We start from the raw sequence: 13384 nt of genomic DNA on the forward strand, positions 1-13384 counted from the left end.
TGGGGCGTTTCGCCGGTGTTGATCATCGGGGCCCGGTGGGGCAGAATCCAACGGTGCGCCGTCCTTCGGGCGGGGCAGGAAGGCGTGTCTTGTGGATGCCGGCCGTAATGGGCGGTCCTGTCCGCTCGGCGGCATCCTCGGAGATGGGAAGGGATGGCAGCGACAACGGAGAGCAATGAGGATGAGGAACACACGCGAGGAACATCAAGGCGGCGGCTGTGGGAAAATGCCGGGCTCCCCTTCCAAGGGGCATGGCAGCGGGCGGGCCAAGGAAGGCTTGATCCCCTACAAGGGCGTCTTCCCCTGGCTGGGAGAGGATGTGTACGTGGCCCCCGGGGCTTGGGTGGTGGGGGACGTGCACATCGGTGACCGGTCCAGCGTCTGGTTCAACACGGTGATCCGAGGCGATGTGAACATCGTTCGGATCGGCCGGGAAACCAACATCCAGGACAACGCCACCCTGCACGTGACGGGAAAGAAGTACCCTCTTTTCATCGGGGACCGGGTGACCATCGGCCATCGGGCCGTGGTGCACGGCTGCGTGGTGGAAGACGAATGCCTGATCGGTATGGGTGCCATCGTCCTGGACGGGGCCCGGGTGGGCAAGGGGGCCATCGTGGGCGCCGGGGCGGTGGTGAGTCCGGGCTCGGAGGTGCCTGCCGGATCGGTGGTGATGGGGGTGCCCGCCCAGGTCAAAAAGTATCTGGACCAAGAGGAGAAGGCTCAACTGCGGCGCACGGCCGAACATTACGTGGGCATGGCCCGCCGCTATCTGCAGGCGGAACTCCAGCAGGAAGAGATCCGCGTCAGAGGGTTTCTCGGTTGAAGAGGGCTTCATAGAGGCGGGCAACGGATTCCACGCCCTTTTGGATCTGGTGTTCGGCCGCCTCCAGTTCCGCGGCCGACCGGAAGGACGATCCCAGCGATTTCAGGATGCGGTCGTAGGCGGAGACGGGCCGTCCCAAGGTGCGGTAGGGGATGCGGATTTCCCGATAGTCTTCACCCTGGAAGAGGTATTTTCCGAAAGAATCGGGCCCCGGGCGGCGCCAGGGCCAGTCCAGCTTCCAGGCCCAGAGGGTCTGGATCGCTTTTCGAATGGGCGGCATCTGGAGGGACGCAGGCCGGAGGCCTTCTCCGATCGTGTCGGAAAGGGCCTGATAGATCCCCTTGACCAGGTCGATGTCCGTGATGATCAGCCCGTAGAGGTACCAGTCCTGGATGGATTCCACCACCAGGCGCTGCTCGTCTTCCGTAAGATAGTAGTAGCTCAGGCAGAAATGCCCGTCGCACAGCTGCCTGCCATAGAAGGAGACGTGGCGCAGATCCCGGGCATCGTTGGCGCCCGGGTGGAGAAGGCATCCCACGCGACGGTGGTCCGAATCCAGAAAACCCACGAATTCGCAGTTGAAGATCGTCTTGAACCGCTTGGCCCGGCCGTTGTCCAACGGCCGGTAGCGGGTGCTATGGTCATGGAGGTGGTCCAGGTCGTTGCGGTCCTGCAAAAGGAGGGTGTTTCTCAGGAGCCTTTCCGAGACGGCTCGGCGTGAATTGTCCTGGAAATTGTAGATGCCGCAGCATGCCGCACACGACTTGCCCGGGTCCGGCTGGCACAAATGAAGGGGAAAGGAGGGGCGGGGAGGTGGTGAGCTTTCTATGTGTTCCATTCCCATGATTCCACCGGTTCCAGGGTGACAGGGGTCTTTTCGTCTGTCGGAAACGATGCAAGCACGCCCCGCTGGACCAACTCTTCCGCGGCCGTGCTCAGCGCCTCTTCGCTTCCCGCCCACCGGACGCGGATGTTTTGCAGGGTCGCCGGCACCCCTTCATCCATCAGGGCGCACACGAGAAGGTAAAGGGACGTGGCCTCCACACTCGCCTTCAGTTGAAAGATGGCTCGTTCCATCGCCATGGGGGACTCCTGCAATGAGGGGCAACGCGCAGACAAGATTTCCTCCGCCTCGTGGAACAGCGGGCCCACCATAGCAACAGGCCTTCCCATCCGTCAATTGCAGGCCGACCTCCTTTGTGTTTATATGGAAACGGACGGGGGGAAGGGGTTGGGATAGGGGGCGGCTTGTTGGCTGGGACGTGGAAAGACGGCTGTTGACCGTGGCAAGGGCAAGGAGATCCCATGCTGGGCAAACGGGAAGGGCGACGGCTGGTGTTCGAGGAAAAGGAGTTCCGGGAGCACCTGGATCAAAAACTCCACAGCGTGGCGGAATTGATCACCAACCTCAGCATGAGCCTGGTGGTCGTGAGCTTCGCTCTCCTCTGTCTCTACTTTCGGGTTCCCACCTATGTCTATCTGCTGGCGTTTCTCATTCCCTTTCTACTGCGAAACCTTGTAGCTCAATGGGTGCGCGGTTGGTTGCATCGCGAGTTCGACTCTTTTGGGGATCCCGGAGCGTGAGAGGGAAACGGGAAGACCAAGGAAAGGATCAAGACGTGGCTGAGCAGCATTCCTTGAATTGGGAGGGATGGAAAGAGGAGTTGGAACGTGTCATGGGCAATATTCCCAAGGCTTTTCGGTCGGCCCGGACCGTAAAACGAACGCTCCAATGTCACCTCTACGGCTGTTTGCGCGAGGCGGGCTTCCAGGTCCTGGCCGATTACATGCCTCCCCGCGTGACCGATCGGCCCGTGGATCTTTTGGTTTTGGATCGGGAGGAAAAGATCGTGGGGGCCGTCTGCTTCGACGAAGTGGTCACCCTGTACGCCGTCAAAAGCCTCACTTCCTTTGACAGCCCAGGGAAGGTGATCTTCACCATCGGGCGTCTCAAGAAGAAGGTGGACGAAAGCCGTTTCTTTTTGAAAGAGGGAGTGGAGCATGTGCACCTGGAACCGTAGGGTCTTCCGGGGGCCTGTCTGACAATCGTCTCTCGCCCTTTTGTGGCTTTCTGACCAGTTGAAATCCTACCGGTCCCGTGGTGCTTTTTGAATTCTCAGACAGCCTTGGTGGGGCGGGTTCGGAACCCGCCCCCGATGCTGCATGGCCAGTCCGGCAGCACGGCCCCGGCTGGTAGCCCCAGGCTTCGGTCCGCAAACAAGGGGGCAGCCTGAGCGTTCTCGGACAAGCTCCCAGGCGCAGACCGGGTGCCGCCACGGCCATTGTGCATTATGTAACAATCTAAAAACAATTGGGAATCCCCCTTGACATCCTTCGGGGATCGGGCGTATATGCAAAGAAAGAGGTTTGAAAGGCTATAAGGACAAGGAAAGGAGGTGTGGCAAAACCGAGGAAAGGAGGTGAGAAGAGAACAGGCTTTTCTTCCTAGATCTCCAAGTGATGCGCCTCGGGTTCCCTACTTGCGGCTTCGGTGTGCGATGAAGGAACTCGGCGATTGAGGGCTTCCGGCGGCTTTTTCTCATCCTGAGCGGTTCGAAAGTGGCATTCCCCCACACGATTCCTCCCTTATCGAATCCCTCTGTGTGTTCCCATTCCCAGTGGCTCTGCATGTGCAAAAGACTCCCTGGCACTGCGGTGCGGTACCGCGGCCGAGCAAAGGGGGCGGGCGCATGGGGCTGGGTGTTTGGTGAATCCCCATGGCTGCAATCGGAACGGCGGGTTCTCCGCCCACATTGAGATTACATGGCAGATAGCATCCTTAGGTAATTGTAGTTGATTCGTACTGGCTCCACACATTGGATAGATAGAATCGATCCCTGAGGAGAAAGGAGGTGATGTCGGTCATTCGACCAGGATCCGGCGCGCCTGAGCTCCAGCGTGGGCGTTCGCCGAGGGACGGTCTGGGTGGTGCCCCCGGTTGATGTTACGCAGATGCAAACGCAGTGATCCCTTCTCTTTATCCTTTTCTTCCACTCCCGTTGAAAGCGTCCGTTTCATTGATTTTTCTGGCCGACGATTTTGGATCTTATTTCCCGATGCGGCTTGGGCGGGTCGGCGGGTTTGCGCCGGTGAGGCGGCGTTTTTCCTCTTCCGGAGAGGGGCTTGTCCGAGTAAGCCCGCCGTGGGTCTCTTCAAAACCGATCTTACCCACTTAAATCGAGGAGGATAGAATGAGCGAAGTAAAAATCGGGAATCCGGCGGTTGTGGGCCTTGGTGGTTTTGGTATGACCACTCTCATCCTCCAATTTCATAACCTGGGCTGGTGCGGCATTGGCCCCGTGCTCTGGCTTGGGTTCATCTTCGGGGGGACGGCGCAATTGATCGCTGGGATGCTGGAATTCAGAACCGGCAATAATTTCGGCTTCTGTGCCTTCAGCGGATACGGTGCCTTCTGGATCTCCCTGTGCTTCTACGTGGTTTTTGGAACCAATGCGGACCTGACGTCCCAATACGGGGTGCTCAAACTGACTGGGCACGACCTGGGCTTCTTCCTGGTGGTGTGGACCATCTTTACCGCCATTCTCTTCATTGCCGCCATGAAACACCATGGCGTGCTTGCATGGATCTTTCTTACTTTGCTGTTGGGTTTCCTCGGACTGGATGTGAAGGAATTGGCCGGCAGCAAAGCCATCGGCACGCTGGCCGCGTGGGATCTCATCGTGTGCGCCCTGTTGGCCTGGTACCTGATGGCCCATGTGATCTTCGCCGAAGCGGGGATCAACCTGCCGGTCGGGAAGCCATGGATCAAATGATTGGGCTCGGAGGTCTGACCGAAAGGCTCGTTTCGGAATTTCGTCGCTGCCTGGAGCTATGAATGTCCGGTGTCACGCGGCGGCCACCGAAGGCGGAACCAGAGAAAAGTGGGTTTTTCGGTCAGATTTTTGGAGTTCCCGGAGTGATCCGGGAAGAAGGCCCGCAGCCTCCATCAAGGTTGCGGGCCTTTGGGTTGGGCAGGGCCCGGCCGACCTGGCCCGGCCGGTTCCTGGGGGGCGCTTGGACGCGCACCGCCTGGGTCTTTTCAAATCCCGGAATGGATCATGGCGATCTCCCATGTCACCTCTACGGCTGTTTGCGCGAGGCGGGCTTCCAGGTTCTGGCCGATGAGATGCCTCCCCGCGTGACCGATCGGTCCGTGGATCTTTTGGTTTTGGACCGGGAGAAAAAGATCGTGGGGGCCGTCTGCTTCGACGAAGTGGTCACCCTGTACGCCGTCAAAAGCCTCACTTCCTTGGACAGCCCAGGGAAGGTGATCTTTACCGTCGGGCGTCTCAAGAAGAAGGTGGACGAAAGCCGTTTCTTTTTGAAAGAGGGAGTGGAGCATGTGCACCTGGAACCGTAGGGCCTTCCAGGGGCCTGCCTGACAATCGTCTCTCGCCCTTTTGTGGCTTTCTGACCAGTTCAAATCCTACCCGCCCCGGCTGGTAGCCCCAGGCTTCGGTCCGCACAACAAGGGGGCAGCCTGAGCCTTCTCGGACAAGCTCCCAGGCGCAGAGCGGGCGCCGCCACGGCCATTGTGCATTATGTAACAATCTAAAAACAATTGGAAATCCCCCTTGACACCCTTCTGGACTCTGGCGTATATGCAAAGAAAGAGGTTTGAAAGGCCATAAGGACAAGGAAAGGAGGTGTGGCAAAACCGAGGAAAGGAGGTGAGAAGAAAACGCGCTTTTCTTGGCAGATCTCCAACGGATGTGCCTCGGGTTCCCTATCGGTGGCTTTCGCGTGCGATGAAGCAACTCGGCTACCGCAGCCTTTCGCGGGCTTCCAATGGCTTTGTCTCATCCTGAGCAGTTTCACGGCAGCACTTCCCCTCAGTATCACTTTCTTCCCAGTGCGACCGACATTGTGGGCGTCGCCCAGCCATCATCAACGGCTAACCAGATTCATAGCAATTTTTTAAGTACCCAGATCTAAGCTCCCATTGGCATCGAAGGCGTTCCATTGGAAGTGAGAATCCTCCAAAGGAACGCTCAATCAGGGCTCTAGAAGTGGGAGGATCGGTTATGGCAAGCGCACAACAAGCAGTGGACCAGGTTCCGGGCAAGGCTTGGCGCGTGGTCTTTGCGGGAACGGCCATCAACCTGTGCCTGGGCTGCCTCTACGCCTGGAGCGTGTGGGTCAAATACCTTACGGACAAGGAATACATGTTGAGCCAGGGCTGGACCCCGCTGACGGCGGAACAGGCGTCCAACCCGGCGTCCCTGTGTATCCTGGTTTTTGCCTTGCTCATGATTCCCGGCGGCCGCATCCAGGATAAGTACGGTCCCAAGTTGGCGGCTTCCATCGGCGGCATCGCCATCGGCTTGGGCCTTCTCTTGGCCGGCGCCATGAAGAGCTATTCGGGCATCTTGCTGGGCTTTGGCATCGGTGGCGGTATCGGCATGGGCATCGGCTACGCCGCGCCCACCCCGGCGGCCCTCAAGTGGTTCGGCCCCCACAAGCGCGGTCTCGTTGCCGGTTTGGTGGTGAGCGGCTACGGCCTGGCGGCCTTCTACGTAGCACCGCTGGCCAAGTGGCTGATCACCAGCTACAGCATGAGCGCATCCTTTTACGTGTTGGGGGTGGCCTATCTCATCGTGATCCTTGCGGCCGCCCAGTTGTTGGCCTGGCCGGAACCGGGCTATGTGCCGCCCCAACCGCCGGCCACCGCAGCCAGCGCGGCGCAGGCCGCGACTCAGACCCGGGCGGACTGGACCGCAGGAGAAATGCTGAAGACCTGGCAGTTCTACGCCCTGGTGCTCATGTTCTGCATCAACACCCAGGCGGGCCTTCTGCTCATCGGTCACGCCGCCAAGATGATCAAGGGCATCATGGCGGCGGGTTATCTGCTGGTGTCCTGGGGGGCCATCTTCAATTCCGTGGGACGTATCGGAACGGGTATCATCTCCGATAAGATCGGCCGCACCAACGGCCTGATCGTCAACTACATCGCCGCGGCGGTGATCATGTTCCTGCTGCCGTACCTGCTGACCATGAAGAACATCCCGCTCCTGTTCCTGGCCTGCGCCATCGGTTTCTGGTGCTACGGCGGCGGCCTGTCACTCTTCCCCAGCTTCACGGCCGACTTCTACGGCCCCAAGAACCTGGGCTTCAACTACGGTCTGGTCTTTCTCGGCTGGGGTTTTGGCGCCTTCATGCCCAAGCTGGCGGGGCGCATCTACGACAAGTACCAATCCTATGACTACGCCTTCTATATTGCGGGAATTCTGCTCATTGTGGGTATCGTGCTCGCCCTGGTGACCAAGCGGCCTCGTTACTCCATGGACTAGGAGGCCTCGGCATCGGTGATCGAAGCATGAGGCGATGAATGGAAGGAGCGGGAAGTCCATCTTCTCGCTCCTTTTCTGTTCGGCAACCACCATGGCCGTTAGGGAAAAGGACGATCATGGCCCTGAGGTCCGGCACCGTGCTGCTCATCGGCTGCGATCCCCAGGAAAGTCGCCTCCTCAAGGATCTGGTTCTGAAGGAAGAGGGCGATCTGGGCGTGGTGCAGGTGGACACGGTGGCCCAGGCCCTGGAGGCGGCGATCCAGGACCTCCGCCTGGTGGTCTTGAAGGTGGGTGACCAGGAAGGCCGCCCGGAACTATTGGTTCGACGCCTTCGAAACCATTGGGGGCCGGGGCCTCCGTTGCTGGTGCTCCTTCCCCGAGGCAGGCTCCGAAGGGTTCGCGACATCCTTCGCGCCGGAGCCGACGACTATTGGATCCCCCCTCTGGTCGGGGCTCCCTTTGCCTCACGTCTTCACCTGCTACTGGACTGGCAGGAATCGGAAAGCACCACACGGCGCACCACGACCTGGCAAGACCAACCCCAGTGGTTGCGCGCGTTGCGCCGCAGTTTATACCGATTCACCGATTCCCTCTTTCGCCGCCGCGCCACGCCGCCGGAGGCGGCGGAGGCCGCCCGTTACCTGGGTAGGTGGGAAAAAGTGCGCCGATTGGGTTTTGGGAGCTTCGGGGAGGTCTGGCTCGTTCAAGAAAAGGACGGGACCCGGGCGGCCGTGGCCAAGGTCCCCCACGAAGAAAAGATGAACCGCAAGTTTCTCATGGAAGCGGCCATCCTGCGGCGGTTGGCCGGGCATCCCAACGCGGTGGCCATTCTGGAGGTGATCAAGGCGGGGGGCAAGGTGGTGTTGATCCAGGAATACGTTTCCGGACGCACCCTGCAGGAGCTTCTGGACGCCGGTCTGGAGCCCCGGGCCAAGGAGCGCCTGTTTCTGCAGTTGCTGGATGTGATGGCCTACGCCCACCGCCGCCAGGTGATGCACCGGGACATCAAGCCGGAAAATATCTTGGTGACCCCGTCGGGCACCTTGAAGCTCCTGGATTTCGGAACCGCCAAGGACGTGACCCGCCGCTCCATCAGCAGCACGGTGATCGGATCCCGCCCCTACATGGCCCCGGAACAGATCCTGGGTCGGAGCCGCCAGGCCAGTGACGTGTGGGCTCTGGGCGTGGTGCTCTACGCCCTGGCCACCGAATACCTGCCCTTCTATTCCGACAACGAAAAGGAACTCATGGACCTGATCCTGGAATCCCCGCCGGAGCCGCCCCGGGAGCTGGAGCCGGATCTGCCGCTGGAACTGGAAGGCATCATCCTACGCTGTCTGGAAAAGGATTGGCAGAAGCGTTATGCCAATGCAGAAGCGTTGCGCCGGTCACTTAGGGAGGCGTTTCCCCACTTCGGTTCGGGCCGTGTCCTGCCTGGATCGTGAACCCCAGCGGCCTGCCTATTGTGGGCCCGCCTCCGACGGCTCGTGCGACCACCGGGGGTCGTAGTGGGCGCTCACGTCGCAGACCATGATGAGGATGTCCACATTGCGCTGGTGGATGTCCTTGACCAGGCCCTCGATCACGGCCTTGCAGCCGAAACCCGCATTCCGAAAGGCCCGGACAGCCCCCACCGAATCCAGGGGGATTTCGGCCCAGAGTTTTTCCAGGCCGATTTCCGATGCCAACTCCACCATTTCATTGAGCATCAGGGTGGCCAGTCCCCGATTTTGGTACTTGGGGGAGACCACCGTGCGCACCTCTCCGATGTGTCGTTTCCATCCGTGGGGGATGCGATGCAGGGTCACGTCCGCGACCACTTCCTCGCCGACCCAGGCCAGCAGGGGGATCACCCGGTTGTAGTCCAGTTCCTGCACCCATTGGTGCACCACCTGCGGATCGCGCACATTGTGTCGGATGTAGAGGAGCAGTTCATCGGGCATGCCCTGGAAGAAGGTGAACAGAGCCGCTTCGTCGTCCATGGTCATGGGGCGGAGGGTCACCCGCGTCCCGTCCTTGAGCTGCGCTTCTTTGCTTCCGAACATGGGCGCTCCTTTCTTCTTCCGACAGGTTGTCCGGGAATGGACCACAGCCCTCACCTTCTCAGATTCCGTCCTCCAGACGCAGGGCCAGATATTCGGGCAGTCCGGCGCGGCGGATCTTTTCCTGAGCCGCCCTCACATCGTAGTCCACTGCATGGAAGGTCACCAGCAGGCGCTCCGTATCGAAGATCAGAAAGTGGGCTCGGCGATCTTTCTGGCGGGGTTGGCCCACGCTGCCGGGATTGATGAGGAACATGAATTTCGGATCCAATCGGATCTCCCCGGAGGGGAGGTCCCATGCCGTCACCTTGCCCCGCTGATCTCGCGCCCACAACTTCTGCACATGGGTGTGCCCGTGGAAGCAGATGCGGACCTGGGGAAATTGTTTCCGGAGCAGGTTGAACGTCCGCTTGGCCTGGAACACGGTGAGGATGTAGGAGTGGGGTGTTTCCGGGGTGCCGTGGCACAGCAGAACGGCATCATCCAGGACCCGGTAGAGGGGCAAGGCATAGAGGTGGGCCATGTGGGCGGAATGGAGGCGCGTGAGGGTGTAGAGGAGGGCTTCGTGGGCCAGAACGTTGAAGGACTGGGCGATCTGCGGATCCACGGCGGCCAGATCGTGGTTCCCCTGGACGCCCACGGTGTTATGGTCCCGCAGCAGGTCCATGCATTGGTCGGGGTCCGCGTTGTAGCCCACCAGGTCACCCAGGTGCCAGATGACGTCCACGCCTTCCTGACCCGCCGCTTTCAAAACCGCCGCCAGGGCTTCCATGTTCCCGTGGATATCGGAAAGGACGGCCACTCGCGCCACGACCCACTCCCTATGTCACCAGGACGGGTTCTCGCAGAATCCCGTCGATGGCCTCCCGCGCCGAGTCGGCCAGTTCCGGGTGGCTTTCCGCCAGGGATTCCACCTGCCGCAGGTGGTCCGCTGTGCGGAGCATCACCATGGCCAGGTCCCCTTCGTCGATTCCCGTGAGCCCTTTGACCATCACCCAAGGTTCCCCCTTGACCCAGTGGTAGACGGCCACCACCGTCCAAAAGGGGAGGGCGGGGGTTTCGAATCCTTCCTGATTCAGCTTTTCCCGCAGGCGGTGAAGGGTTTGCATCAGGGCGAAGTAGGGAGTGGCCAGGTCCGGGTATTTCCAGATGAGGGCCGACAATTGCGACTCTCCCGGCCGCTCCCGGTCCATGACGAACGGGGCGATGAGGGCGGCCAGAAGCGCCGGATCCTTTGCGGGGAAGATGTTGTGGCGGATGCCTTCCGAGATGAGCAGCGGCTGGTCGAGACGAAGCTTGGAAGCCCACAGGCCGTCTGCCGTCAGGTGGCCTTCTTCGGTCACGTAGCCTTCCTCGCGCAGGATGCGGAAATGGTGCTGGAAAGAACGCCACAGGGCTTCCTGGACCGACTGAATCTCCACTCGGTGCGCAAAGTAGCGTTGTACCAGTCGGGCGAAGGGATGCTTGGACGCCTTGTGGCAGGGGCCGAAGAGTTCGCAGCCCGTGCAGGGAAGCTGTGCCTTGAGCATGGCGGTCTCGGCCAGGGTCCGAGTGGCCGATTGAAGCGCCTCGGGCCTTTCCACCCCCGCGTCCTCGTGGAAAAGCGAACGATAGCCCTCCTGTTCGCACTGTTGCACCAGTGCCTGCCATCCCTGCTTGTCGTGACGATCCGGCAGGCGACCGATCTTGCGGCCGATGTCCCGAATCTGACGGGTGCGGACTCGGTGGGTGCGCACGGCGCCCCGGTGCCACTGCAGGGGAGGTTGCAGTCGGACGGCCTCCACGTCCGGAGCGTCTTTTCCCGCCGGCTCCACCACCATGTAAAGGGTGCCCCGGCGGTTGAGGAAGAGGCGTCCGGGAGTGAGCAGGCCCTGGGTGGACCACGCCAGGGCCTGTTTCCTCGCCTGTTTCTTTGCCTTCCTTTGCGCTTCGTGCAAACGCATGAAGCGGGGGCGCACTTCGGCCAGAAGATCCATGGAACCGCAGGCCATGTGGGGTTCCCAGCGACTCACCTCCCGTTGGAAGGTCTGGACCAGGTCCCGAACGTGTTCTTCGCGGCTCAGGTTCTGGTACGTGGCCAGGCTGCGGGCGAACAGGGTTCGAATCTCCTCCGGTTCATGGGACAAAAGCAGGTTCAGAACCATGGAAAAATTGACCCGAATCTGGCTCTGGATGGCGTCGGGAGGCGAACGGAGCAGGTCGTGGATCAGCTCGGCCTTCTGGTACCGACCGGGAACGACCAGCACAAATCCGATCTCGTCCATCCCGCGGCGCCCGGCTCGGCCCGTCATCTGGAGCAGATCCGTGGCCGAAAGATCCACGAATTCGCGGCCGTTGAACCGATCGCTCTGAGGGATCACCACCGTTCGGGCCGGGAAATTGACCCCGGCGGCCACCGTGGACGTGGAGAAGATGGCCTCCAGGTAGCCTTCCTGCATGAGTCTTTCCATGAGCAGCTTCCAGTGGGGCAGCTGCCCGGCATGATGGGCCCCCACCCGGCTCTTTTTCAGGATGGACAGGTGTTTGTGGGATTTGAGAAAGGGCCATTGATCCAACAGTTCCTGCAGACGGCGGTGGAAGTCCGCCGATTTTTTGAGCGCTGATCGAGGCACTGGCGGGCACAGGGAGATGGCCCGTTCACAGTCTGCCCGCGACTTGAGAAAGAAGATGGCCGGCAGCAAGTCCGCCTGGCGCAGCGCTTCCAGGATGTGGGCCACGTCCGGAAAATCCCTGCGGGCGAACTGCCGGGGGTCCAAGTCCCGGATGGGGCGAAAAAGCCCCCCCCTTCCCCCCAGCGGTGTCAGGTCGCCGTGGGGGAAAAGAAAGAGCGGATACAGGGGCACGGGCCTTTCCGTGGCGGACACCCACAGGCACGGAGATTGGCGCAGCCACAGGAGCCAGTCGCACAGTTGCTGAGCGTTTCGGATGGTGGCCGACAGGAGGAGCAAACGGATCCGGGCGGGCAGATAGATGAGGACCTCCTCCCAGACCACTCCCCGATCCGGGTCGCCCAGGTAGTGGGCTTCGTCCATCACCACCAGATCCACGGCCAGATCCTGGCCTCGGTGCATGGCGTCGTAGAGCTGGTTTCTCAGGATTTCCGTGGTGCCCACGATGATCGGGGCGTTGGGGTTTTCTTTCCGGTCGCCCGTTAAGATGCCCACGTTTTCCGGCCCGAAGATGGCGGAAAATTCTTCCAGCTTGGCGTTGGAAAGGGCCTTGAGCGGCGAGGCGTACCAGCTGCGGCCTCCTTGACGAAACACGTTGCGGATCGCCTCGATGGCGATATGGGTCTTGCCCGCACCGGTGGGGGCGGTCACCAGCACGTCGTGCTCGCGCACCTTCTCGATGGCCTCCACCTGGAAGGGATCGGGCACGAAGGGACGGCGTTCCGGCACCCCGATGCGCTCCAGAACCTTGCGCACCCTGGGGTGGACCTTGAGGCGGAAGGAATCCCGGGTCGTGTGCTTCCGGGAGGGGGCTTTCTTTTGATGTCCCTTGTGACGGCGGCATAAGCCACGCGTGGTTGTCTTCAAATGAGCTTTGACTCCTTGGCTATTCAATGGCTTCATGGGGGATCATGCAACTCGTTGTATGGCTAACATGGGAGAACGGCGACTTCAAGCGGCAAGGATCCAGGCCGGGGTTCCATGCGGTCCGGATGGCGGAGAAGGCCGGGCCGTCAAGATGTGGAGGTGGGCATGGAGGAAATGAGGGTGCAGGGCCCCTGGTTCCATCATTGGATGCGGGTTCCCCTCTACGAGGTGGACCTGGGCCAGGGCGTGTATCACGGGAACTACTTCCATCTCTTTGAACGGGGCCGGGAGGCGTTCTTCAGAAAATTGGGCTTCCCCTACCGGCGGCTCATGGACCAAGGGATGCACCTGACGGTGGCGGAACTTCAATGCCACTATCTCAAATCGCTGCATTATGACGAACGGATTCGGGTGGGGGTGGCCATCGTGCGCCTGGGCCGCCGCAGCCTTTCCTTGGCCCACACGATCCAGCGGATCCGAGAAGACGGGATTCGGGAAACAACCACCCGGGCGGTGCTGCACCTGGTGTGCGTGGGGGCGTCCGGCCCCCTGCCCCTTCCGCAAGCCTTCGCGGACGCCCTGAGGCGGTGGATGCAATCGGGACTTATCGGCGGGTGAGGAGGGGGCCCCATGGTCCCGACATCCGTTTCCTATCCTCATTACCGGGTGCCCGTCCCGGCCTTGCGGGCG

General features: G+C 61.0%; 13 protein-coding genes. 8 read left to right on the forward strand and 5 right to left on the reverse strand.

Annotation, left to right across the window (positions count from 1 at the left end; genetic code table 11):
• Positions 1–277: 277 nt before the first annotated feature.
• The gene (locus tag B9A12_RS00495; protein WP_245802311.1) at positions 278–826 is read left to right on the forward strand and encodes a gamma carbonic anhydrase family protein; all 549 of its coding nucleotides are present in this window, start codon (positions 278–280) and stop codon (positions 824–826) included.
• Here B9A12_RS00495 and B9A12_RS00500 read toward each other — a convergent pair.
• Together B9A12_RS00500 and B9A12_RS00505 are read right to left on the reverse strand one after the other, a co-directional pair.
• The gene (locus B9A12_RS00500) at positions 807–1664 is read right to left on the reverse strand and encodes a hypothetical protein (protein WP_084055588.1); all 858 of its coding nucleotides are present in this window, start codon (positions 1662–1664) and stop codon (positions 807–809) included. The genes B9A12_RS00495 and B9A12_RS00500 overlap by 20 nt on opposite strands.
• Positions 1652–1909, reverse strand: coding sequence for a hypothetical protein (locus B9A12_RS00505; protein ID WP_084055589.1), 258 nt, complete (start codon positions 1907–1909; stop codon positions 1652–1654). The genes B9A12_RS00500 and B9A12_RS00505 overlap by 13 nt, the downstream gene beginning before the upstream one ends.
• 222 nt (positions 1910–2131) lie before the next feature.
• Here B9A12_RS00505 and B9A12_RS00510 point away from each other — a divergent pair, with 222 nt between their 5' ends.
• The 6 genes from B9A12_RS00510 to B9A12_RS00535 all read left to right on the forward strand — a co-directional run bounded on the left by B9A12_RS00510 (position 2132) and on the right by B9A12_RS00535 (position 8561).
• Positions 2132–2410 carry a hypothetical protein gene (locus B9A12_RS00510; protein WP_084055590.1) on the forward strand — a complete coding sequence of 93 codons (279 nt, stop codon included), beginning with the start codon at positions 2132–2134 and terminating at the stop codon, positions 2408–2410.
• Positions 2411–2502: 92 nt separating this feature from the next.
• Positions 2503–2847, forward strand: coding sequence for a hypothetical protein (locus B9A12_RS00515; RefSeq protein ID WP_170920239.1), 345 nt, complete (start codon positions 2503–2505; stop codon positions 2845–2847).
• A gap of 1170 nt (positions 2848–4017) precedes the next feature.
• On the forward strand, positions 4018–4599 hold the full coding sequence (locus B9A12_RS00520; protein ID WP_084055592.1) for an acetate uptake transporter: 582 nt from the start codon (positions 4018–4020) through the stop codon (positions 4597–4599).
• A gap of 278 nt (positions 4600–4877) precedes the next feature.
• Positions 4878–5186 carry a hypothetical protein gene (locus tag B9A12_RS16585; RefSeq protein WP_139796419.1) on the forward strand — a complete coding sequence of 103 codons (309 nt, stop codon included), beginning with the start codon at positions 4878–4880 and terminating at the stop codon, positions 5184–5186.
• Positions 5187–5850: 664 nt separating this feature from the next.
• Positions 5851–7116, forward strand: a complete 1266-nt coding sequence (locus B9A12_RS00530; RefSeq protein WP_084055594.1) for an L-lactate MFS transporter — start codon at positions 5851–5853, stop codon at positions 7114–7116.
• Between the two features lie 116 nt (positions 7117–7232).
• Positions 7233–8561 (forward strand): serine/threonine-protein kinase, encoded by a 1329-nt coding sequence (locus B9A12_RS00535; RefSeq protein WP_139796420.1) that lies wholly within the window; start codon positions 7233–7235, stop codon positions 8559–8561.
• A 15-nt stretch (positions 8562–8576) separates the two neighbouring features.
• Here the strand turns inward: B9A12_RS00535 and B9A12_RS00540 are convergent, their stop codons facing one another.
• Genes B9A12_RS00540 through B9A12_RS00550 form a run of 3 tightly spaced genes read right to left on the reverse strand, consistent with a single transcriptional unit; the run spans position 8577 to position 12694 of the window.
• The gene (locus B9A12_RS00540; protein WP_084055596.1) at positions 8577–9161 is read right to left on the reverse strand and encodes a GNAT family N-acetyltransferase; all 585 of its coding nucleotides are present in this window, start codon (positions 9159–9161) and stop codon (positions 8577–8579) included.
• Positions 9162–9219: 58 nt separating this feature from the next.
• On the reverse strand, positions 9220–9969 hold the full coding sequence (locus B9A12_RS00545) for a metallophosphoesterase family protein (RefSeq protein WP_084055597.1): 750 nt from the start codon (positions 9967–9969) through the stop codon (positions 9220–9222).
• 10 nt (positions 9970–9979) lie between these two features.
• Entirely contained in the window at positions 9980–12694 is a 2715-nt protein-coding gene (locus B9A12_RS00550; RefSeq protein WP_170920240.1) for a DEAD/DEAH box helicase, read from the reverse strand.
• 165 nt (positions 12695–12859) lie between these two features.
• On the opposite strand from B9A12_RS00550, the gene B9A12_RS00555 reads away from it, so the two are divergent.
• Positions 12860–13312 (forward strand): acyl-CoA thioesterase, encoded by a 453-nt coding sequence (locus B9A12_RS00555; RefSeq protein WP_170920241.1) that lies wholly within the window; start codon positions 12860–12862, stop codon positions 13310–13312.
• The last annotated feature ends 72 nt before the right edge of the window (positions 13313–13384 follow it).

Source organism: Desulfacinum hydrothermale DSM 13146 (assembly GCF_900176285.1).
GTDB lineage: Bacteria > Desulfobacterota > Syntrophobacteria > Syntrophobacterales > DSM-9756 > Desulfacinum > Desulfacinum hydrothermale.

Bases quoted from the DNA above. Each gene is read 5' to 3' on its own strand.
- B9A12_RS00515 (WP_170920239.1), top strand. From the start codon at position 2,503: ATGGGCAATATTCCCAAGGCTTTTCGGTCGGCCCGGACCGTAAAACGA.
- B9A12_RS00510 (WP_084055590.1), top strand. From the start codon at position 2,132: ATGCTGGGCAAACGGGAAGGGCGACGGCTGGTGTTCGAGGAAAAGGAG.
- B9A12_RS00540 (WP_084055596.1), bottom strand. From the start codon at position 9,161: ATGTTCGGAAGCAAAGAAGCGCAGCTCAAGGACGGGACGCGGGTGACC.
- B9A12_RS00505 (WP_084055589.1), bottom strand. From the start codon at position 1,909: ATGGCGATGGAACGAGCCATCTTTCAACTGAAGGCGAGTGTGGAGGCC.
- B9A12_RS00535 (WP_139796420.1), top strand. From the start codon at position 7,233: ATGGCCCTGAGGTCCGGCACCGTGCTGCTCATCGGCTGCGATCCCCAG.
- B9A12_RS00500 (WP_084055588.1), bottom strand. From the start codon at position 1,664: ATGGAACACATAGAAAGCTCACCACCTCCCCGCCCCTCCTTTCCCCTT.
- B9A12_RS00530 (WP_084055594.1), top strand. From the start codon at position 5,851: ATGGCAAGCGCACAACAAGCAGTGGACCAGGTTCCGGGCAAGGCTTGG.
- B9A12_RS16585 (WP_139796419.1), top strand. From the start codon at position 4,878: ATGGATCATGGCGATCTCCCATGTCACCTCTACGGCTGTTTGCGCGAG.
- B9A12_RS00555 (WP_170920241.1), top strand. From the start codon at position 12,860: ATGGAGGAAATGAGGGTGCAGGGCCCCTGGTTCCATCATTGGATGCGG.
- B9A12_RS00520 (WP_084055592.1), top strand. From the start codon at position 4,018: ATGAGCGAAGTAAAAATCGGGAATCCGGCGGTTGTGGGCCTTGGTGGT.